Annotated in this window: 20 protein-coding genes; 7 read left to right on the forward strand and 13 right to left on the reverse strand. The window is 66.8% G+C overall.

Annotated elements, in window-relative coordinates; all coding sequences use genetic code 11:
* Nucleotides 1-159: 159 nt before the first annotated feature.
* The 10 genes from NP80_RS22000 to NP80_RS22045 all read right to left on the reverse strand — a co-directional run bounded on the left by NP80_RS22000 (nucleotide 160) and on the right by NP80_RS22045 (nucleotide 7,958).
* The gene (locus NP80_RS22000) at nucleotides 160-1,170 is read right to left on the reverse strand and encodes an inorganic phosphate transporter (RefSeq protein ID WP_006402301.1); all 1,011 of its coding nucleotides are present in this window, start codon (nucleotides 1,168-1,170) and stop codon (nucleotides 160-162) included.
* A 10-nt stretch (nucleotides 1,171-1,180) separates the two neighbouring features.
* A complete protein-coding gene (locus NP80_RS22005) occupies nucleotides 1,181-1,807 on the reverse strand; it encodes a DUF47 domain-containing protein (protein ID WP_006402300.1) in 627 nt (208 codons plus the stop codon).
* A 137-nt stretch (nucleotides 1,808-1,944) separates the two neighbouring features.
* Entirely contained in the window at nucleotides 1,945-3,327 is a 1,383-nt protein-coding gene (locus tag NP80_RS22010) for a replicative DNA helicase (protein ID WP_006402298.1), read from the reverse strand.
* A gap of 139 nt (nucleotides 3,328-3,466) precedes the next feature.
* The gene (gene rplI, locus NP80_RS22015) at nucleotides 3,467-3,919 is read right to left on the reverse strand and encodes a 50S ribosomal protein L9 (protein ID WP_006402297.1); all 453 of its coding nucleotides are present in this window, start codon (nucleotides 3,917-3,919) and stop codon (nucleotides 3,467-3,469) included.
* A 27-nt stretch (nucleotides 3,920-3,946) separates the two neighbouring features.
* Nucleotides 3,947-4,222 carry a 30S ribosomal protein S18 gene (gene rpsR, locus NP80_RS22020; RefSeq protein ID WP_004193360.1) on the reverse strand — a complete coding sequence of 92 codons (276 nt, stop codon included), beginning with the start codon at nucleotides 4,220-4,222 and terminating at the stop codon, nucleotides 3,947-3,949.
* A 2-nt stretch (nucleotides 4,223-4,224) separates the two neighbouring features.
* Nucleotides 4,225-4,524 carry a primosomal replication protein N gene (gene priB, locus NP80_RS22025; RefSeq protein WP_006402296.1) on the reverse strand — a complete coding sequence of 100 codons (300 nt, stop codon included), beginning with the start codon at nucleotides 4,522-4,524 and terminating at the stop codon, nucleotides 4,225-4,227.
* 39 nt (nucleotides 4,525-4,563) lie between these two features.
* Nucleotides 4,564-4,938 carry a 30S ribosomal protein S6 gene (rpsF, locus tag NP80_RS22030; protein ID WP_006402295.1) on the reverse strand — a complete coding sequence of 125 codons (375 nt, stop codon included), beginning with the start codon at nucleotides 4,936-4,938 and terminating at the stop codon, nucleotides 4,564-4,566.
* Nucleotides 4,939-5,277: 339 nt separating this feature from the next.
* On the reverse strand, nucleotides 5,278-6,183 hold the full coding sequence (locus NP80_RS22035) for an anti-sigma factor family protein (protein WP_045594151.1): 906 nt from the start codon (nucleotides 6,181-6,183) through the stop codon (nucleotides 5,278-5,280).
* On the reverse strand, nucleotides 6,173-6,814 hold the full coding sequence (locus tag NP80_RS22040; protein ID WP_012213216.1) for an RNA polymerase sigma factor: 642 nt from the start codon (nucleotides 6,812-6,814) through the stop codon (nucleotides 6,173-6,175). The genes NP80_RS22035 and NP80_RS22040 overlap by 11 nt, the downstream gene beginning before the upstream one ends.
* 232 nt (nucleotides 6,815-7,046) lie before the next feature.
* Entirely contained in the window at nucleotides 7,047-7,958 is a 912-nt protein-coding gene (locus NP80_RS22045) for a LysR family transcriptional regulator (RefSeq protein ID WP_006402291.1), read from the reverse strand.
* 172 nt (nucleotides 7,959-8,130) lie between these two features.
* On the opposite strand from NP80_RS22045, the gene gcl reads away from it, so the two are divergent.
* The 4 genes from gcl (at nucleotide 8,131) to lysM (ending at nucleotide 12,635) form a co-directional block, all read left to right on the forward strand.
* Nucleotides 8,131-9,906: a glyoxylate carboligase gene (gene gcl, locus NP80_RS22050; RefSeq protein ID WP_006411853.1), complete on the forward strand. Its 1,776-nt coding sequence runs from the start codon at nucleotides 8,131-8,133 to the stop codon at nucleotides 9,904-9,906.
* Nucleotides 9,907-9,948: 42 nt separating this feature from the next.
* Nucleotides 9,949-10,758: a hydroxypyruvate isomerase gene (gene hyi / locus NP80_RS22055; RefSeq protein ID WP_006402289.1), complete on the forward strand. Its 810-nt coding sequence runs from the start codon at nucleotides 9,949-9,951 to the stop codon at nucleotides 10,756-10,758.
* A 39-nt stretch (nucleotides 10,759-10,797) separates the two neighbouring features.
* The gene (locus tag NP80_RS22060; RefSeq protein ID WP_006402288.1) at nucleotides 10,798-11,688 is read left to right on the forward strand and encodes a 2-hydroxy-3-oxopropionate reductase; all 891 of its coding nucleotides are present in this window, start codon (nucleotides 10,798-10,800) and stop codon (nucleotides 11,686-11,688) included.
* Between the two features lie 476 nt (nucleotides 11,689-12,164).
* Nucleotides 12,165-12,635 carry a peptidoglycan-binding protein LysM gene (gene lysM, locus NP80_RS22065; RefSeq protein WP_006402286.1) on the forward strand — a complete coding sequence of 157 codons (471 nt, stop codon included), beginning with the start codon at nucleotides 12,165-12,167 and terminating at the stop codon, nucleotides 12,633-12,635.
* 95 nt (nucleotides 12,636-12,730) lie between these two features.
* Here the strand turns inward: lysM and NP80_RS22070 are convergent, their stop codons facing one another.
* Nucleotides 12,731-13,753 (reverse strand): asparaginase, encoded by a 1,023-nt coding sequence (locus tag NP80_RS22070; protein WP_006411852.1) that lies wholly within the window; start codon nucleotides 13,751-13,753, stop codon nucleotides 12,731-12,733.
* Nucleotides 13,754-14,027: 274 nt separating this feature from the next.
* Here NP80_RS22070 and NP80_RS22075 point away from each other — a divergent pair, with 274 nt between their 5' ends.
* From NP80_RS22075 to NP80_RS22085, 3 genes are all read left to right on the forward strand, one after another.
* Nucleotides 14,028-14,318 (forward strand): PsiF family protein, encoded by a 291-nt coding sequence (locus NP80_RS22075; protein ID WP_006402283.1) that lies wholly within the window; start codon nucleotides 14,028-14,030, stop codon nucleotides 14,316-14,318.
* Nucleotides 14,319-14,563: 245 nt separating this feature from the next.
* Nucleotides 14,564-15,037 (forward strand): hypothetical protein, encoded by a 474-nt coding sequence (locus NP80_RS22080; RefSeq protein WP_006407781.1) that lies wholly within the window; start codon nucleotides 14,564-14,566, stop codon nucleotides 15,035-15,037.
* Nucleotides 15,038-15,237: 200 nt separating this feature from the next.
* Nucleotides 15,238-15,825 (forward strand): BPSL1445 family SYLF domain-containing lipoprotein, encoded by a 588-nt coding sequence (locus tag NP80_RS22085; protein WP_006402280.1) that lies wholly within the window; start codon nucleotides 15,238-15,240, stop codon nucleotides 15,823-15,825.
* 103 nt (nucleotides 15,826-15,928) lie between these two features.
* Here NP80_RS22085 and NP80_RS22090 read toward each other — a convergent pair whose 3' ends face one another.
* Together NP80_RS22090 and NP80_RS22095 are read right to left on the reverse strand one after the other, a co-directional pair.
* Nucleotides 15,929-16,993, reverse strand: a complete 1,065-nt coding sequence (locus NP80_RS22090) for a glycosyltransferase family 4 protein (protein ID WP_006408525.1) — start codon at nucleotides 16,991-16,993, stop codon at nucleotides 15,929-15,931.
* A gap of 305 nt (nucleotides 16,994-17,298) precedes the next feature.
* Nucleotides 17,299-18,477 carry an AAA family ATPase gene (locus NP80_RS22095; protein ID WP_006409694.1) on the reverse strand — a complete coding sequence of 393 codons (1,179 nt, stop codon included), beginning with the start codon at nucleotides 18,475-18,477 and terminating at the stop codon, nucleotides 17,299-17,301.
* Nucleotides 18,478-18,494 lie beyond the last annotated feature (17 nt).

Below are 18,494 nucleotides of genomic sequence, written 5' to 3' on the forward strand. Positions count from 1 at the left end.
GATCGCATCGGTGACCGGCTTCCCTGCCGATTCATCGTCTACGACCACGGACCGCTATGCTTCGCAGACACGCGCTGCCGCACGCAAAAAAAAAGCGCCGCAGCCTGTTCGGCATGCGGCGCCCTTTTCTCGAAGCGGCGACCGGATCGCGCGCCGGAATCAGAAGATCCGGTGCCCGAGCCACCAGCCGCCGGCGGCGATCAGCGCGGATGCGGGAATCGTCAGCACCCAGGCCCACACGATGTTGCCGGCGACACCCCAGCGCACGGCCGACAGCTTCTGCGTCGCGCCGACACCGACGATCGCGCCGGTGATCGTGTGCGTCGTCGACACCGGAATGCCGAGGAACGACGCGACGAACAGCGTGATCGCACCGCCGCTCTCCGCACAGAAGCCGCCGACCGGCTTCAGCTTCGTGATCTTCTGGCCCATCGTACGCACGATGCGCCAGCCGCCGAACAGCGTGCCGAGGCCCATCGACAGATAGCAGGCGCCGATCACCCAGGCAGGCGGCGCATCGGACGTCGCCGACGCGTAGCCGGACGCGATCAGCAGCATCCAGATGATGCCGATCGTCTTCTGCGCGTCGTTGCCGCCGTGGCCGAGGCTATAGAGCCCGGCCGACAGCAGCTGCAGCCGGCGGAAGCGCCGGTCGACCTTGCTCGGTGCGGTACGGAAATACAGCCACGACACGCCGAGCATGAACAGCGAGCCGAGAATGAAGCCGAGCAGCGGCGAAATGAAGATGAACGCGACGGTCTTCATCAGCCCGTCGACATTCAGTGCGCTCCAGCCCGATTTCGCGAGCGCGGAGCCGACCAGCCCCCCGATCAGCGCGTGCGACGAGCTCGACGGAATCCCGTAGTACCACGTGATCACGTTCCAGCCGATCGCACCGACCAGCGCGCCGAACACGACGTAGTGATCGACGATCTCCGGATCGATCGTGCCTTTGCCGACGGTCTGCGCGACTTTCAGGTGGAAGATGAAATACGCGATCACGTTGAAGGCCGCCGCGAACACGACGGCCTGCTGCGGCTTCAGCACCCCGGTCGACACGACGGTGGCGATCGAGTTCGCCGCGTCGTGGAAGCCGTTCATGAAGTCGAATACGAGCGCGACGAGCACCAGCGTCGCGACCATCCATAGGGCGAGTTGTATCGAATGCATCGTGATCCGCTCAGGCGTTTTCCAGCACGATGCCTTCGATGATGTTCGCGACGTCCTCGCACTTGTCGGTGATCTCCTCGAGCAGTTCGTAGATCGCCTTCAGCTTGATGAGCGTCTTCACGTCGTCTTCCTCGCGGAACAGCTTCGACATCGCCGCACGCAGCACGCGGTCGGCCTCGGACTCCCAGCGGTCGATTTCCTCGCACTGCTTGAGGATCTGCGCGGACTGCTTCATGTCGGACAGCAGCGCGACGGCCTGCTGAACGTGCTGCGCCGACTGCGTGACGATGTGCGCGAGCTGGCTCGCTTCCGACGTGACGGACTGCACGTCGTACAGCGACACGGCCGTCGCGACGTCTTCCATCAGGTCGAGGATGTCGTCCATCGTCGTGATCAGCTTGTGGATCTCGTCGCGATCGAGCGGCGTGATGAAGGTCTTGTGCAGCAGATCGATCGCTTCGTGCGTCAGCTTGTCGGCGGCTTTCTCCGCCGTCTGCACGTTTTGCTTGTGAATCTCGGCGTCGGCGAGATTGTCGATCAGCAGTTCGAGCTCGCGGCCACCGGAAACGATGTGCTTCGCGTGCGCATTGAAGAGTTCAAAGAACTTGCCCTCGGTGGGCATGAATCGACCGAACATGGGATTCCTGAGAGATTGTCAAACGACTGTCACGAAAACGGGCGACATTGTACCGTTTCCGCTGACGGCGCGACGCGCGCATGCGCGCGCGCCGGACGGGATACAACGTTTGGCTAAATAGGGGTTTACATCCGGCGTTACTCGCCGTAGAAGTTCTGCGCCCCTGCAAAGTTGTCGAACTTCGTGTATTGGCCCAGGAACGTGAGCCGAACGGGACCGATCGGGCCGTTACGCTGCTTGCCGATGATGATCTCGGCCGTCCCCTTGTCCGGGCTGTCCGGATTGTAGACTTCGTCGCGATAAATGAACAGGATTACGTCCGCGTCCTGTTCGATAGCGCCCGATTCGCGCAGGTCGGACATCACCGGGCGCTTGTTCGGACGCTGTTCGAGGCCGCGGTTCAGCTGCGACAGCGCGATCACCGGCACGTCGAGTTCCTTCGCGAGACTCTTCAGCGAGCGCGAGATTTCCGAGATTTCGGTGGCGCGGTTTTCGCCCTGCGACGAGCCCGACATCAGCTGCAGATAGTCGACGATGATCAGCCCGAGCTTGCCGCACTGCCGCGCGAGACGCCGCGCGCGCGAACGCAGTTCCATCGGGTTCAGGCCACCCGTCTCGTCGATGAACAGCTGCGCTTCGCTCATCTTCTGCACCGCGTGCGTCAGCTTCGGCCAATCCTCGTCGGTGAGGCGGCCCGTACGCATGCGGTGCTGATCGAGCCGGCCGATCGAGCCGAGCATCCGCATCACGAGCTGCGTGCCCGGCATTTCCATCGAGAACACCGCGACCGGCAGCCCGTACTCGACCGCGACGTATTCGCCGATGTTCATCGAGAACGCGGTCTTGCCCATCGACGGCCGCCCGGCGACGATGATCAGCTCGCCGCCGTGCATGCCCGACGTCATCCGGTCGAGATCGACGAAGCCGGTCGGCGTGCCGGTGACGTCGCTCGGGTTCGCGGTGTGATAGAGCGTGTCGATCCGCTCGACGACCTGCGTGAGCAGCGGACCGATCTCGAGAAAGCCCTGATTGCCGCGTGCGCCCTCTTCGGCGATCGAGAACACCTTCGCTTCGGCTTCGTCGAGCAGCTGGCGGACTTCCTTGCCCTGCGGATTGAACGCATCGGCCGAGATTTCGTCGGCGACCGACACGAGCCGGCGCAGCACCGCACGGTCGCGCACGATCTCCGCATAGCGGCGGATGTTCGCCGCACTCGGCGTGTTCTGCGCGAGCGCGTTCAGATAGGCGAGGCCGCCGACTTCGTCGGCCTTGCCGGACGTCGTCAGCGCTTCGAACACCGTCACGACGTCGGCCGGACGCGTGGCGGCGATCAGCCGGCCGATATGCTCGAAGATGATCCGGTGGTCGTAACGATAGAAGTCGCTCTGCGACAGGAAATCGGCAATCCGGTCCCATGCCGCGTTGTCGAGCAACAGGCCGCCCAGCACCGACTGCTCGGCTTCGACCGAGTGCGGCGGGACTTTCAGCGATTCGATTTGTGGATCTTGCGGCGCGTTCATGGGTTGGGATTATCGCGAATTGCGGGCCGCGACGCCAGTTCGTCGCCGGCGATCGGCCAACAAAAAAGGCAGGCCCCGGTTGCCCGGGCGCCTGCCCCTGTCCGGGCGGCGTGTGCCGCCCGGCAAGTGTTGCGTACGCTTACGCGTGGTCGCCGATCACGTTGATCGTGACGTCGACGACGACGTCCGTATGCAGCGCGACCTGAACGCCGTGCTCGCCGATCATCTTCAGCGGGCCTTCCGGCATGCGAACCTGCGACTTCTCGACGTCGAAGCCGGCCTTCTTCAGCAGTTCCGCGACGTCCGCGTTCGTGACCGAGCCGAACAGACGGCCGTCCACGCCCGACTTCTGCGTGATTTCGAACGACTGGCCGTTCAGCTTCTCGCCGACAGCCTGCGAAGCCGCCAGCTTTTCAGCGGCGATCTTCTCGAGCTCTGCACGGCGCACTTCGAATTCGGCGATCGCTTCCTTCGTCGCACGGCGAGCCTTGCGGTTCGGGATCAGGAAGTTGCGAGCGTAACCGTCCTTGACCTTGACGATATCGCCGAGGTTGCCCAGATTGGCGACTTTTTCCAACAGAATGATTTGCATTCGAATTCTCCTTATTGCGTCGCCTGATTACGCCTTGTGCTGATCGGTGTACGGCAGCAGCGCGAGGAAGCGTGCGCGCTTGATTGCCGTGTCCAGCTGACGCTGATAGTGCGCCTTCGTACCCGTCAGACGCGCCGGCGTGATCTTGCCGTTTTCGCCGATGAAGTCCTTCAGCGTTTCCGTGTCCTTGTAGTCGATCTGCTCGACGCCGGCTGCCGTGAAGCGGCAGAACTTCTTGCGCTTGAAGAGCGGGTTTTGTTGCTGACGACGCTTGTCGAATTTCTTACCAGTGGGGCGGGCCATGTTCAGTCCTTTCCAATGTCCTGCAATGCTGTGATGTGAAACACCAAGGTTCGCGCGTTGCGGCTTTTCTTTGCCAGGAAGCCCGTGAACAGCGTCTCGACGCCGAGTTCACATTGCTCCAGCCTGCCGCTCGCGTCGCCGGCCGCCACCGCCTCGATCGTCATTTCGACCTGGCGGGGAATGCCTGCTTCGACGACTTCCGTGCGGTGCTGCAACGTCGCGCTCGCGATCGGAACGCCGGCGGGCGTGTATCGCACCGCTGCGCGCTCGACGACGCTTGCCGTCAATTGCAACCTGTTCACGTGAGTGGCGTGCTCCTTGGTGGCTTAATCGAGACGAGCTTAAGCCTGCGCTTCGGTCGGCTGAGCGGCAGCCGCCTTCTTGGCTTCTTCGCGCTGAACTTCCTTCATCATCGGCGACGGGCCGGTTTCGGCCTTCTTCATCTTGACGATGAGGTGACGCAGCACGGCGTCGTTGAACTTGAATGCGTGTTCGAGTTCGTCGAGCGTCGTCTGGTCGCACTCGATGTTCATGCAGACGTAGTGAGCCTTCGCGAGTTTCTCGATCATGTAGGCCAGCTGGCGACGGCCCCAGTCTTCGACACGGTGGATCTGGCCGCCGTGCGAGGTGATCGTGGTCTTGTAACGCTCGATCATCGCGGGCACTTGCTCGCTCTGATCGGGGTGCACGATGAAGACGATTTCGTAATGACGCATTACACACTCCTTGTGGATAGAAGCCACCCGGGCGTCTGAACCGGTGTGGCAAGTGAGAAGCCGAAGATTCTAACCCGGATACGCGCCGCGTGCAATGCCGATCGACGATTTGCCGCCTGATTCGGCCGTATTTTCAATCACTTGAGCGGCTGCCGTGCCGCGCGGCGCTCGCGGCGCGCGTGCGTTCTGGAATATCGCGACGGAACGCGGCGTGCGTCGGTGCCGGGCTGCGTCGGCGCCGGGCTGCGGCGGTGCCGGGCTCCGGCGGTGCCGGGCTCCGGCGCGGGCGGGATGGTCGGGTGTCCGTCGTTCACCGCCCCGCCGCCTCGCCAACCGGCGTCATTGTTCGCCGCCGGCCGCGCCGATGCGCGCCGATAGCGCTGCCCGGAACGCCGCGAGCGCCGACGGCTCCGCGTCCGTCACGGCCCACCAGGTCATGCCGGCCGCCGTCCAGCGATCGACCGCGTAGCCCTGCGACACGGTCGCGTACGGCGCGGCGCGTCCGTCGCCCGCCGGCGACACGTAGATGTCGATCACGTGCTGCCGGTAGCGGTACACGAGCACGGCGACGCGCCGTCGGTCGACATAGTCGAGCCGACCGCCGACGAGCACGAAGCCGTTCGCACTGAGATCCTCGACCGGCGGCGCGTAGTCGAGCCGCCCATTGAACCACGGCTTGACCGTGTGCCGATCGGTCGAGATCACGTCGATATCGCGCGCCGACAACCCCGCGCGCACGTGGCTCGCGACCAGTTCGTCGACCGTGCGGTCGGTCGCTGCGCGATGCGCGGACATCGCGATGCCGCCCGCTGCCGCCAGCGCGACGACGAGCGCAACGCCCCAGCCGCGCCCCGGCAGCGCCGGCGCGCGCGTGCCGGATGCCGCGGCAGCCGGGCGCGCGGACGCACCGCGACCGCCGCGCCATGAAAACCGCCGGCGGACGCGCGGCTGCGGCTGGGGCGGCGCCTGAAATTCGCCGTCGCGCGCCCGTTCCGCCCCCGTTCGCTCGCCCATCGGCGCAGTCGCGGCCTCCGGCTGCAGCGCGGCGATCCGCGCGCGCAGCGCGTCCGGCGCGCGATGATAGTCGGCTGCCCGCACGGCATGCGAGAGCGCGACGATCCGCTCGCGCTCTCGCCGGCACAGCTCGCATTCGTCGACGTGCTGCTGGACCCGCAGCGCATCCGGCGGCGACAGCTCGCGGTCGACGTCCGCATCCAGCAGCGCGCGCGCTTCGTTACAGTCCATCGATAGCCTCCGATGCCGATCCGCCGGCCGGCGTGCGCGCCGCCCGCTCGCCGCGCGCCGGCACGGCTTCCTCGCCGAGCAGCGCGGCGAGCCGCCGACGGCCGCGCGCGAGCCGCGACATCACGGTGCCGATCGGCACGTCCGCGATCGCCGCGATTTCGCGATAGCTGAGATCCTCCATCTCGCGCAGCACGAGCACCTCGCGGTACTCGGCAGGCAGCTTCGCGAGCGCCGCGTTGACGAGCCGGACGTTTTCGCCGCGCAGCAGCTGCGCGAGCGGATCGGTCGTCGCCGGCTGCCAGTCGTCGGGCACGTCGGCGTCCTCCAGCGTGTCGGGCGCGGCGACTTCGTGCGCATGCGTGCGCCGCCGCCATTCGCTGTACCACGTGTGCCGCACGATCGTCAGCAGCCACGGCCGCGCGTTGTCGCCGCGGCACGAATCGACGAAGCGCAGCGCACGCATGCACGCCTCCTGCACGACGTCGTCCGCGTCGCTCGCGCTGCCGCTCAGCCAGCGCGCGAGGTTGTACGCGGCATCGAGGTGCGGCAGCACGAGCGCGCGAAACCGCTCGCCGCGCGCCGCCGCATCGCCTGCTGTCTGCCCATCGACCGGCTGTCCGGCTTGCCCCACATGGCCTCCCTGATCCCGGCGGCCGAAGCCGCGCCCGCTGCGCGTGCGATGCCGGCCGCCCGAGGCCCGAGGCCAAACCCGAGCCCAGACCCGAGTCCCCGAAACCGGAGTCCCGAAGCCCAAAGCCAGCCGTCCGCCGCCGCACGCTCGACCACCTTACCGGCGTTGCGTCGAGTTTATTCCCGCCGCACGGGCCCGAAACGAAAAAAACCGCGACCGGCGCGCCCGGCGGTTACGGCGATGTGCTCCAGTACCCCGGCTGCGCGTACGCATCGCGCAAGTAGTCGATGAAGTAGCGCACGCGCGCCGGCACGTAGCGCTGCTGCGGATAGACGGCGAGGATGTCGTAGTCGGGCAGCGCATACTCGTCGAGCACCGTTTCGAGCTCGCCCGTCTCGAGTTGCGCGGCGATTTCCCATGTCGAGCGCCAGCCGAGCCCGAGCCCCTCGGCAACCCAGCGGTGCAGCAGCTCGCCGTCGTTGCAGTCGAGATTGCCGGTCACGCGCATCGTGACGATCTTGCCGTGACGCTGAAAGTACCAGCCGCGGTTCTGCCCGCCCTGCAGGTTGAACGCGAGGCAGTTGTGCTTGAGCAGATCGTCGAGCGACTTCGGCCGGCCGTGCCGGCGGAAATAGTCGGGCGTGCCGCACACGACGCGCCGGTTCGATGCGAGCTTCACCGCGACGAAGTTCGGATCCACCGCCCCGCCGATCCGGATCGACAGGTCGTAGCCTTCGCGCACGAGATCGACCACGCGATCGGTCAGGTTGAACGACAGCTGCATCTCGGGCTTGTCGGCGAGAAAGCCCGGCGCGTGCGGCGCGACGTGCTTGCGGCCGAACGCGGCCGGCGCCGATACGATCAGGTGACCGCTGACCGCGCGCCGCCCGGCGGCCAGCTCGTTCTCGGCCTGATCCCATTCGGACAGCAGCCCGCGGCAACGCTCGAGGAACGCGGCGCCCTCCTCGCTGACGACGAGCCGCCGCGTCGACCGGTACATCAGCTTGACGCCGAGCCGCTTCTCGAGTGCGTCGATGCGCCGGCCCAGCACGACCGGCGACACGCCCTCCTCGAGCGCCGCCGCCGCGAGGCTGCCGGCGTCCGCGACGCGCACGAACGTCTCGATCTGCTTGAAGCGATCCATCTCCCGTCTCCGTTCCGACGCCGGCGGAATGCCCGTCCGGCCGTCATTCCATACTTTTAGTTTCGAAATAAGCGACTTCGGCTGATCTTATCAAACCTTTCCTGCATCCCTAAAGTGTCCTCAACAGACCGATTACCGAGATTCACCCCATTTCAGGTTCAAGGAGACATTCATGGCCAAAATGAGAGCTGTCGACGCCGCCGTGCTCGTGCTCGAGAAGGAAGGCATCCAGACCGCGTTCGGCGTGCCCGGCGCCGCGATCAACCCGTTCTACTCGGCGATGCGCAAGTCGGGCGGCATCAGCCACGTGCTGGCGCGCCACGTCGAAGGCGCGTCGCACATGGCCGAAGGCTTTACGCGCGCGGCACCGGGCAACATCGGCGTGTGCATCGGCACGTCGGGCCCGGCCGGCACCGACATGATCACGGGCCTCTACTCCGCCTCGGCCGACTCGATTCCGATTCTCGCGATCACGGGCCAGGCGCCGCGCGCGCGGCTCTACAAGGAAGACTTCCAGGCCGTCGACATCGAATCGATCGCCAAGCCCGTGACGAAGTGGGCCGTCACCGTGCGCGAGCCGGCACTCGTGCCGCGCGTGTTCCAGCAGGCGTTCCACCTGATGCGCTCGGGCCGTCCGGGCCCGGTGCTGATCGACCTGCCGATCGACGTGCAGCTCGCGGAAATCGAATTCGACATCGACACGTACGAACCGCTGCCGGTCTACAAGCCCGCGGCGACCCGCGCGCAGATCGAGAAGGCGCTCGCGATGCTCAACGACGCGGACAAGCCGCTGATCGTGTCGGGCGGCGGCGTGCTCAACGCGGCGGCCGAAGACCTGCTCGTGCAGTTCGCGGAAACCGTCGGCGTGCCGGTGATTCCGACGCTGATGTCGTGGGGCGCGATTCCGGACGACCATCCGCTGATGGCCGGCATGGTCGGCCTGCAGACGTCGCACCGCTACGGCAACGCGACGATGCTCGCGTCCGACTTCGTGCTCGGCATCGGCAATCGCTGGGCGAATCGCCACACCGGCAGCGTCGAGGTCTACACGAAGGGTCGCAAGTTCGTGCACGTCGACATCGAGCCGACGCAGATCGGTCGCGTGTTCGGCCCGGATCTCGGCATCGTGTCCGACGCCAAGGCCGCGCTCGAGCTGTTCGTCGCGGTTGCGCAGGAATGGAAGGCCGCCGGCAAGCTGAAGGACCGCAGCGCGTGGGTCGCCGAATGCCAGGAACGCAAGCGCACGCTGCAGCGCAAGACGCACTTCGATAACGTGCCGGTCAAGCCGCAGCGCGTGTACGAGGAAATGAACAAGGTGTTCGGCCGCGATACCTGCTACGTGAGCACGATCGGCCTGTCGCAGATCGCCGCCGCGCAGTTCCTGCACGTGTTCAAGGCGCGCAACTGGATCAACTGCGGCCAGGCCGGCCCGCTCGGCTGGACGATTCCCGCCGCGCTCGGCGTGCGTGCGGCCGATCCGGCACGCCCGATCGTCGCGCTGTCCGGCGACTACGACTTCCAGTTCATGATCGAGGAGCTGGCGGCCGGCGCGCAGTTCAAGCTGCCGTACGTGCACGTGGTCGTGAACAACTCGTACCTCGGGCTGATCCGTCAGGCGCAGCGCGCGTTCGACATGGACTACTGCGTGCAGCTCGCGTTCGACAACGTGAACGCACCGGAGCTGAACGGCTATGGCGTCGATCACGTGGCCGTGGCCGAAGGCCTCGGCTGCAAGGCGCTGCGCGTGTTCAAGCCGGAAGAGATCGAACCGGCGCTGAAGCAGGCGCAATCGCTCGCGGAAGAGTTCAGCGTGCCGGTGATCGTCGAAGTGATCCTCGAGCGCGTCACGAACATCTCGATGGGCACCGAGATCGACGCGATCAACGAGTTCGAGGAGCTTGCCGAGAAGGCCGAGCACGCACCGACCGCGATCTCGATGCTCGACTGACGCGCGATATTTTTTGACTGACCGACCGAAGAGGCTTAGCTCATGCCGAAGTTTGCTGCAAACCTGACCATGCTGTTCAACGAAGTGCCGTTCCTCGACCGCTTCAAGGCGGCCGCGGACGCGGGCTTCGATGCCGTCGAGTTCCTGTTTCCGTATCCGTATGCGAAGGAGGAACTCGCCGAACGGCTCGACGCGCATCGCCTGCGCCTCGTGCTGCACAACCTGCCCGCCGGCAACTGGGATCAGGGCGAGCGCGGGATCGCGTGCCTGCCCGATCGCGTCGGCGAATTCCAGGAAGGCGTCGGCCGCGCGATCGAATACGCGAAGGCGTTGAAGGTGCCGCAGCTGAACTGTCTCGTCGGCATTCCGTCGGCGAGCACGCCGCGCGACAAGACGTTCGTCACGATCGTCGACAACCTGCGCTTCGCGGCCGATGCGCTCAAGCGCGAAGGCATCCGCCTGCTCGTCGAGCCGTGCAACAGCTTCGACATTCCGGGCTTCGCGCTGAACCGTTCGGCCGAAGGGCTCGACGTGATCCGCGCGGTCGGTTCGGACAACCTGTTCCTGCAGTACGACATCTATCACATGCAGCGCATGGAAGGCGAACTCGCCGCGACGATCGAACGCAACCTCGCCTCGATCGGCCACGTGCAGCTCGCGGACAACCCGGGCCGCCACGAGCCGGGCACCGGCGAGATCAACTACGCGTTCCTGTTCGCGCTGCTCGACCGGCTCGGTTACACCGGCTACGTCGGTTGCGAATACAAGCCCCGCACCACCACGACCGAAGGGCTCGGCTGGCTGCAAAGCGTCGCCGGCTGCACGTCGGGCGCCGCGCGCCGCGCCGCCTGAGCGCCCCTTCCGTCATTCGCCCCTATAGGAGACTTTCACATGGCAACCATCGGTTTCATCGGCCTCGGCATCATGGGCGCGCACATGGCGCGCAACCTGCTCAAGGCCGATCATCAGCTCGTCGTGAACGGCGCGTATCCGGTGCCCGACGATCTGCGCGCGAGCGCGAAGGTCGTCGCGAACTCGAGCGAAGTCGCGAAGAACGCGGACATCATCATCTCGATGGTTCCGGACACGCCCGACGTGCGCAACGTGCTGTTCGCCGACGACGGCGTCGCGAAGGGCCTGACGCCGGGCAAGCTCGTGATCGACATGAGCTCGATCTCGCCGCTCGACACGCAGGAATTCGCGAAGCAGATCAACGCGCTCGGCTGCGACTATCTCGATGCACCGGTCTCCGGCGGTGAAGTCGGCGCGCGCGAAGCGTCGCTGACGATCATGGTCGGCGGCCCGGAGCAGGCGTTCGAGCGCGCCAAGCCGCTGTTCGAGAAGATGGGCAAGAACATCACGCTCGTCGGCGACAACGGCGCGGGCCAGACCTGCAAGGTCGCGAACCAGATCATCGTCGCGCTGAACATCGAGGCCGTCGGCGAAGCATTGCTGTTCGCCGCGCGCTCGGGCGCGGACCCGGAGCGCGTGCGTCAGGCACTGATGGGCGGCTTCGCGGCATCGCGCATCCTCGAAGTGCACGGCGCGCGGATGACCAAGCGCACGTTCGATCCGGGCTTCCGCATCGAGCTGCACCAGAAGGATCTGAACCTCGCGCTCGAAGGCGCACGCAAGCTCGGCCTCGCGCTGCCGCACACCGCGAGCGCGCAGCAGCTGTTCAGCGTGTGCGCATCGCACGGCGGCAAGGCATGGGATCACTCGGCGCTCGTGCGTGCGCTCGAGATCATGTCGAACTTCGAGATCGAGAAGTCGGCAAGCTGAACGCGGGCCGCGTCGGGCGGCTGCCATGACGCACTATCCGTCGCGATCGCGGCGGATGGTGCGCGAAATTCACGTGCGCCGGCCGCTGCCGGTGCATCGATGTGCGCGACACGCGCGCATCACGGTGGGGCGCCCCGCCGCGCATCGCGTCGATGCGTGCGCGGCGGGGCGAAAAACGCCGCTCTGGGCTGAGAGCGGCGTGGTGGGGTCCGCAGCGGCACCCGGCGACGCCGGGGAAGCCTTGGTCGGTCAGACGTCGTCGTCGGGTGTCCGCCTGTCGGATTTCGCGTATTACATTTCTTTACGTTCGTACCGTCGATTTTTCATGCAATCGTCGCGACGAACGCCTACACTTTCGCCACGCCTTTCGAGAAAGCCGCCGCGCTCGCGTTCACCTTCGGTGGCCGCCCCCAGCGCGGTGTTTTTTTCGCCACTTCACGGCGCGTTTTCGTTTCAACCACCTAAGGAGTGCAACGATGGGTCTTCTTTCGTTTATCAAAGAGGCGGGTGAAAAACTGCTGGGTCATGCCGACGCGCAAGCGGCGGAAAATCCGAATGCCGCGAACCAGACCGCGGCCGATGCAATCAAGAACTACATCAACACGCAGGGCCTCGACACGTCGAACCTGACCGTCGCGTTCGACGGCGCGTCGCGCACCGTGTCGCTGTCGGGCAGCGTGCCCGATCTCGACACGAAGGCGAAGGTCAAGGTCGCGGCCGGCAACGTGCAAGGCGTCGCGGGCGTCAACGACGACGGCCTGCAGCCCGACGATCCGGAAGTCCGGTACCACGACGTGAAGCCGGGCGACACGCTGTCCGCGATCGCGAAGGAAGTGTACGGCGACGCGAACAAGTACCCGGTGATCTTCGAGGCGAACAAGCCGATGCTGTCGAGCCCCGATCGCATCTATCCGGGTCAGAAGCTCGTGATTCCGCCGCAAGCCTGAGCGTTTGCACACGTCGACAATGAGAAAAGGCAGGCCGCTCGGCCTGCCTTTGTCGTTTACGGCATCGATTCGGCCGGCACGCGGCCGCGTGTGGGTCAGCAGCGATCGAACAGCCGCTGCAACGCGTCGCGCTCGCGAATGCCGTTCGCCAGCGCGAGCATCAGCAGTACGCGCGCCTTGAACGGGCTCAGCGAGCCGGCGCTGACGAAGCCGAACGCATCGTCGTTCGCGGCGCCGTTGCGCATCACGTGACCGGAACCGACGCGCGACGCGCGCACCACCGCAACCCCGGCGTTCACCGCGTCGGCCAGCGCCGTCTGCAGCGTCGCATGGATCGAGCCGTTGCCCGTGCCCGCGACGACGAGGCCGCGCACGCCGGCCGCGACGAGCGCATCGACGGCCGTGCGCGTGACGCCCGCATAGCTGATCACCACGTCGACCGGCGGCCACGTCTCGGGAATCGTCAGTTGCGCATCGCGCGCACGCGTGACGCGGCGCGCGAATTCGACGCGGCCGTCCTGCACCCAGCCGAGCGCGCCGAGCTCCGGCGACTGGAACGCGTCGACCGCGTAGGTGCTCGTCTTCACGACGTCGCGCGCCGCATGGATCCGGTTGTTGAACGCGACGAGCACGCCCTGCCCGCGCGCGGCCGGATGTCCGGCGAGCGTCACCGCGTTCAGCAGGTTCAGCGGCCCGTCCGACGACAGCGCGGTGGCCGGCCGCATCGCGGCAGTCAGCACGACCGGCTTGTCGCCGGTCACGACCAGATGCAGCGCATAGGCGGTTTCCTCGAGCGTGTCGGTGCCATGCGTGATGACGATGCCGTCGACGGCCGGATCGGCCATCAGCGCGTCGATCCGCGCGGCGAGCGTGTTCCAGAGCGGCAGCGCGAGATCCTTGCTGTCGATGCTGGCGACCTGCTCGGCATGAATGCGCGCGACCGACGCGAGCGCCGGTACCGCGTCGAGCAGGAAATTGACGCCGAGCGCGCCGGCCTGATAGCCGGCCGTGCTCGTCGCGTCGGGCGCGGCGCCGGCGATCGTGCCGCCGGTCGCGAGGACGGCAATGCGCGGCAGGTGCGCCGCGGAGGAAGAAGAAGCGGGAGTCAGCGTATTCATGGCCGCGATTGTAATGGCTCGCGGCCCGGATTCGAGCGATTCGGTGCGAACAAACGCGCGCGACGCGCGCCGCTCATGGTTTATCCCGATCGCCGGCGCGTGTGCGACGTCAACGCACGGTGGCGCGACGGCGTTATAGGAAGTGCCGTTTTGGTGTTTTCACATTGGTTTGCCATAATCGGAACGCGGCGCGATGCGACCCTACTCCGTATCGTGCTGCATCGGCTTCGTGACGGCGTCGATAAAACGCAATTCACCCCATGGGAGTGTCAAAATGAAAATCCAATCGCTCGTGGCCGCAGTGCTTCTCGGCGGCATGCTGGCTTCCCCCGCGTTCGCGGCGAACAGCCAGCAGGACAAGATGAAGGCCTGCAACACCCAGGCCGCCGGCAAGACGGGCGACGAACGCAAGGCGTTCATGAAGGACTGCCTGTCGGCGAAGCCTGCCAAGAAGATGACGCAGCAGGAAAAGATGAAGGCCTGCAACACGCAAGCCGCCGACAAGAAAGGCGACGACCGCAAGGCGTTCATGAAGAGCTGCCTGAGCAGCCAGCCGGCCGCCTGATTCCGGCACACCGGCCGCGAATGCCGCGCTCCGCTTCGGCGGGCGCGGCATTTTTGCTTTCGTTGTACGCGCATCGACGCCGGCGCCGCGCGCGCCGCCCGGCGCGGCCGCCCGCGCGCGCACGCGGTGCGGCAATTCGCCGCGTTTTCTTCTATGATGGCTGCAACGCGGCCCATCCAAGTACAAGAAGCGCCATCGGGCCGCCCTCGACACGGACGCGCATGCCGCGTCAAACGGAGGCATGGATGGCATGGAGACAACACCGCTGGTTCCGCCGCTGGGTGATCGTGGTCGCATTCTGGGCCGTGCCCGTCGCGATCGTCGCGGTGCGCGAGATTCGCGAGGAGATGGCCTACAACAAGGCCGATCTGCAGCTTGCGCTGACCACCTGGCAACTGACCGATGCGCAGCAGGCCGCCGGCGCGGCCGCGAAGTGCCACGGCGACGCCGATGAAGCGCGTGCAGCCGGCTGCCCGGCCGAGGTGCTGGCCGCCAACGCGCCGCGCCAGCAGGCCGCGCGCGACGAATACGTGGTGCGCCGCAATACGCTCGCAAGCTATCTGTGGCATGCGTTCGTCGGCTACTGGGTCGTGCCGGCCGTGTTCCTGTTCGGCTGCGGCGTCGTGATCGCGCTGATCCGCCGCGCGCTGCGGCGGCCGCCGATCAAGCCGCCCGTCAAGCCACCGATGGAGCCGCCGGTTCCGCCCGTTGCGCGCTGACGCCCCGCCCTTTTCCCCAGCCGCGCCCCGACGCCGCACGCGACATCGGTGCCGCGTTGGCATGCCGCGACATCGGCACGCGATTTGACGCTTTTTCACGTCCGAACGAAAAGCCGCTGCATGTCGCTGTGATATAACTGCCGACGTGGGCCGCTCTCTGAGCGAGACTCACTCCGAACATCATCCGATGGAGAAGAACGATGCAAAAACGGACTCTCGCGCTGAAACTGGCCGCTGCGCTCGTCGTCGGTAGCCTCGCGCTCACCGGCTGCACCACTACCCCCGACAAACCCGACAACGCCGCGACCAACGCGTCGAAGCGTCAGGCGATCGATTCGAGTGTCGACGCGACGCTGTCGCGCCTGTATTCGACGGTCAAGGGCTCGCGCGAACTCGTCGCGAAGTCGCGCGGCGTGCTGGTGTTCCCTGAGGTGCTGCAGGCCGGCTTCATCGTCGGCGGCCAGTCCGGCAACGGCGCGCTGCGCGTCGGCGGCAGCACCGTCGGCTACTACAACACGTCGTCGCTGTCGGTCGGCCTGCAGGCCGGCGCGCAGTCGAAGGCGATCGTGTTCCTGTTCATGACGCAGCAGGCGCTCGACGAATTCCGCAACTCCGAGGGCTGGGCCGCCGGCGCGGGCGCGTCGGTCGCGCTCGTGAAGATGGGCGCGAACGGCGCGGTCGACACGAACACGGCGACCGCACCGGTTCAGGTCATCGTGCTGACCAACGCCGGCCTGATGGGCGACGTGTCGATCAACGGCACGAAGGTCACGAAGCTCAAGCTCTGACGCTGCGGCGTCCTGCCCGTCCGCGCGTGCTGCGCGGACGATGTGCAAACGGCGATGTCCTTGCGGAGCATCGCCGTTTTTTTATGCGCGTCGCGCGCATGCGTCATGTCGTCGAGTCGATCACCTTGAAGCGCGAGCGCTTCTGCGCGCGGATCATCGACTGATAGATGTCGACGTACTGCTGCGCCATCCGGCGCGACGTGAAACGCTCCTCGAAGCGCCGCCGCACGCGTGCACGCGGCAGCAGGTGCAGCCGGTTCACGGCCGCCACCGCGCTGATCTCGTCCTCGACGATGAAGCCCGACACGCCTTCGTCGATCACTTCCGGCACCGCGCCGCGATTGAACGCGATCACGGGCGTGCCGCACGACATCGCCTCGATCATCACGAGCCCGAACGGCTCCGGCCAGTCGATCGGAAACAGCAGCGCATGCGCGCCCGACAGGAATTCGGCCTTCTGATGATCGGCGATCTCGCCGATGTACTCGACGTTCGGCAGCGCGAACAGCGGCTTGATCTCGCGCTCGAAGTACTCCTGATCGGCCGAATCGATCTTTGCGGCGATCCGGATCGGCAGCCCGCACTGCTGCGCGATGCGAATCGCGGTATCGACGCGCTTTTCCGGCGAGATGCGGCCGAGAAACGCGAGGTAGCGCGGCTCGACCGGCTGCGGCATGTACAGCGTCTCGGGCAGCCCGTGATAGACGGTCGTCATCCACTTCGCCTGAGGCAGCGGCTGCCGCTGCGCGTTCGAGATCGACACGACGGGCGCGCGGCTGAACGTGTCGAACACCGGCTGCTGTTCGGGCAGATCGAGCCGGCCGTGCAGCGTCGTCACGTACGGCGTCTCCTGCCGGTCGAACACCGAAAACGAGTAGTAGTCCATGTGGAAATGAAGCACGTCGAAGTCTTTCGCACGACGCGCGACGGTTTCCATCAGCAGCATGTGCGGCGCGACGCGGTCGCGGATCGACGTGTCGAGCCGCAACGCGCGCGGCCACACGGGCTCGAGCGTCGCACGCGTCGTCGAATCGCCGCTCGCGAACAGCGTCACGTCGTGTCCGAGGTCGACGAGCGCCTCGGTGATGTAGGACACGACGCGCTCCGTACCGCCGTACAGTTTCGGCGGCACCGATTCGGTCAGCGGGGCGATCTGGGCAATCCTCATGGTCCACGTCTCCTTGGTCGGCGTGCGTGAGCGCGTCGGTGCGCGGCGGCTGCCGAGGCGGCGTGCAGGCGGCACGCGCGGCCCGGTCCGTCCCCCGGTGCGGGGCGACCGTCGCCGGTGCGCGGCGCTGCCCCGGCGTGGCACAGCGCCGGCGCGCTATCCCGCCATTATTAGCGATTCCGCCGCCCGGCACGGCGCGGTCTTGCATTTTATGGGCGATGTTACAGACCGATACACTCGTCGCGCGCAAGCGAGCGCCGCGCGCCGCCGCGCAGCGGCATCCGCCGGCAGCGGCCGCGTCCGCATCAGCGCGACGGCCATTTCCATGCGGGCAGATCGCGCGTATCGGCATCGACGAGCGTCGTCGCGCCGAGCTGCTTGTCGAGCACCAGCGATTCGCACTGCCCGTCGCGCTCGAGCGTTGCGATCAGCCGCGCCGCATGCGACACGACGATCACCTGCGTGCGCTGCGCGGCCTGCACGATCAGCCGCCCGAGCGCGGGCAGCAGGTCGGGATGCAGGCTCGTCTCCGGTTCGTTCAGCACCATCAGCGCGGGCGGACGCGGCGTCAGCAGCGCGGCCGCGAGCAGCAGGTAGCGCAGCGTGCCGTCCGACAGCTCGGCCGCCGCGAGCGGCCGCAACAATCCCGGCTGGCGCATCAGCACGTCGAGACGGCCGCGGCCGCCCGGGCTGTCGATTTCGATCGACGCGCCGGGAAACGCGTCGTCGATCGTCGCGTCGAGCGCCGCGCCGTCGCCGATCTCGCGGATCGTCTGCAGCGCGGCGGCCAGATCGGCGCCGTCGTCGGCGAGCACCGGCGTGTGCGTGCCGATCTGCGATTGCCGCGCGGGCGCCTGCGCGTCGGTCCGGAAGTGATCGTAGAAGCGCCACGAGCGGATTCGCTCGCGCACCGCGATCATCTCCGGCGCGCCGGCCGGATCGGCGAACTCGGTCATCATGCTGTCGAAGCTCGCGACGGGCTGCGGAATCGTGCGCCAGTCGCCCGATGCCGCGCGGGCGCGGATCTGCACGCCGTGCCGGTCGACCAGCAGCGTCGACGGACGCAGCACGGGGCCGCCCCAGATGCATTCGCGCTTGACGACCGGATCGAGCCCGAACATCGACGTGCCGGTCTTCATCGGCAGCCCGAGATCGATCGCATAGCCGAAATCGTCGCACGCGAAGCCGAGCTTCAGGCTGACCGGCCCGCTGCGCACCGTGCCCGTCACCGGCGCCTCGCCGGCCAGCATCGCGCGCGAGAAGCGCTCGGGGCCTGCCCACAGCGTCGACGGCAGCCCGCCTTCGCGCGCGAGCGACGGGATCACGCGGCCCTGCGCGGTATCGGCCAGCAGCCGTAGCGCGCGGTAGACGCTCGACTTGCCGCTACCGTTCGGGCCGGTCACGACGGTCAGCGCCGCGAGCGGCACGATCAGCTCGCGCAACGAGCGGTAGTTGGCAATCGCGAGCGTGGTGAGGGCGGTCATGATGGGATCGTCGCGCG

The organism is Burkholderia multivorans ATCC BAA-247 (assembly GCF_000959525.1).
Lineage (GTDB): Bacteria > Pseudomonadota > Gammaproteobacteria > Burkholderiales > Burkholderiaceae > Burkholderia > Burkholderia multivorans.

Coding starts and splice junctions, on each gene's coding strand:
- NP80_RS22000 (WP_006402301.1), bottom strand. CDS start 1,170: ATGCATTCGATACAACTCGCCCTATGGATGGTCGCGACGCTGGTGCTC.
- NP80_RS22005 (WP_006402300.1), bottom strand. CDS start 1,807: ATGTTCGGTCGATTCATGCCCACCGAGGGCAAGTTCTTTGAACTCTTC.
- NP80_RS22010 (WP_006402298.1), bottom strand. CDS start 3,327: ATGAACGCGCCGCAAGATCCACAAATCGAATCGCTGAAAGTCCCGCCG.
- rplI (WP_006402297.1), bottom strand. CDS start 3,919: ATGCAAATCATTCTGTTGGAAAAAGTCGCCAATCTGGGCAACCTCGGC.
- rpsR (WP_004193360.1), bottom strand. CDS start 4,222: ATGGCCCGCCCCACTGGTAAGAAATTCGACAAGCGTCGTCAGCAACAA.
- rpsF (WP_006402295.1), bottom strand. CDS start 4,938: ATGCGTCATTACGAAATCGTCTTCATCGTGCACCCCGATCAGAGCGAG.
- NP80_RS22035 (WP_045594151.1), bottom strand. CDS start 6,183: ATGGACTGTAACGAAGCGCGCGCGCTGCTGGATGCGGACGTCGACCGC.
- NP80_RS22045 (WP_006402291.1), bottom strand. CDS start 7,958: ATGGATCGCTTCAAGCAGATCGAGACGTTCGTGCGCGTCGCGGACGCC.
- gcl (WP_006411853.1), top strand. CDS start 8,131: ATGGCCAAAATGAGAGCTGTCGACGCCGCCGTGCTCGTGCTCGAGAAG.
- hyi (WP_006402289.1), top strand. CDS start 9,949: ATGCCGAAGTTTGCTGCAAACCTGACCATGCTGTTCAACGAAGTGCCG.
- NP80_RS22060 (WP_006402288.1), top strand. CDS start 10,798: ATGGCAACCATCGGTTTCATCGGCCTCGGCATCATGGGCGCGCACATG.
- lysM (WP_006402286.1), top strand. CDS start 12,165: ATGGGTCTTCTTTCGTTTATCAAAGAGGCGGGTGAAAAACTGCTGGGT.
- NP80_RS22070 (WP_006411852.1), bottom strand. CDS start 13,753: ATGAATACGCTGACTCCCGCTTCTTCTTCCTCCGCGGCGCACCTGCCG.
- NP80_RS22075 (WP_006402283.1), top strand. CDS start 14,028: ATGAAAATCCAATCGCTCGTGGCCGCAGTGCTTCTCGGCGGCATGCTG.
- NP80_RS22080 (WP_006407781.1), top strand. CDS start 14,564: ATGGCATGGAGACAACACCGCTGGTTCCGCCGCTGGGTGATCGTGGTC.
- NP80_RS22085 (WP_006402280.1), top strand. CDS start 15,238: ATGCAAAAACGGACTCTCGCGCTGAAACTGGCCGCTGCGCTCGTCGTC.
- NP80_RS22090 (WP_006408525.1), bottom strand. CDS start 16,993: ATGAGGATTGCCCAGATCGCCCCGCTGACCGAATCGGTGCCGCCGAAA.
- NP80_RS22095 (WP_006409694.1), bottom strand. CDS start 18,477: ATGACCGCCCTCACCACGCTCGCGATTGCCAACTACCGCTCGTTGCGC.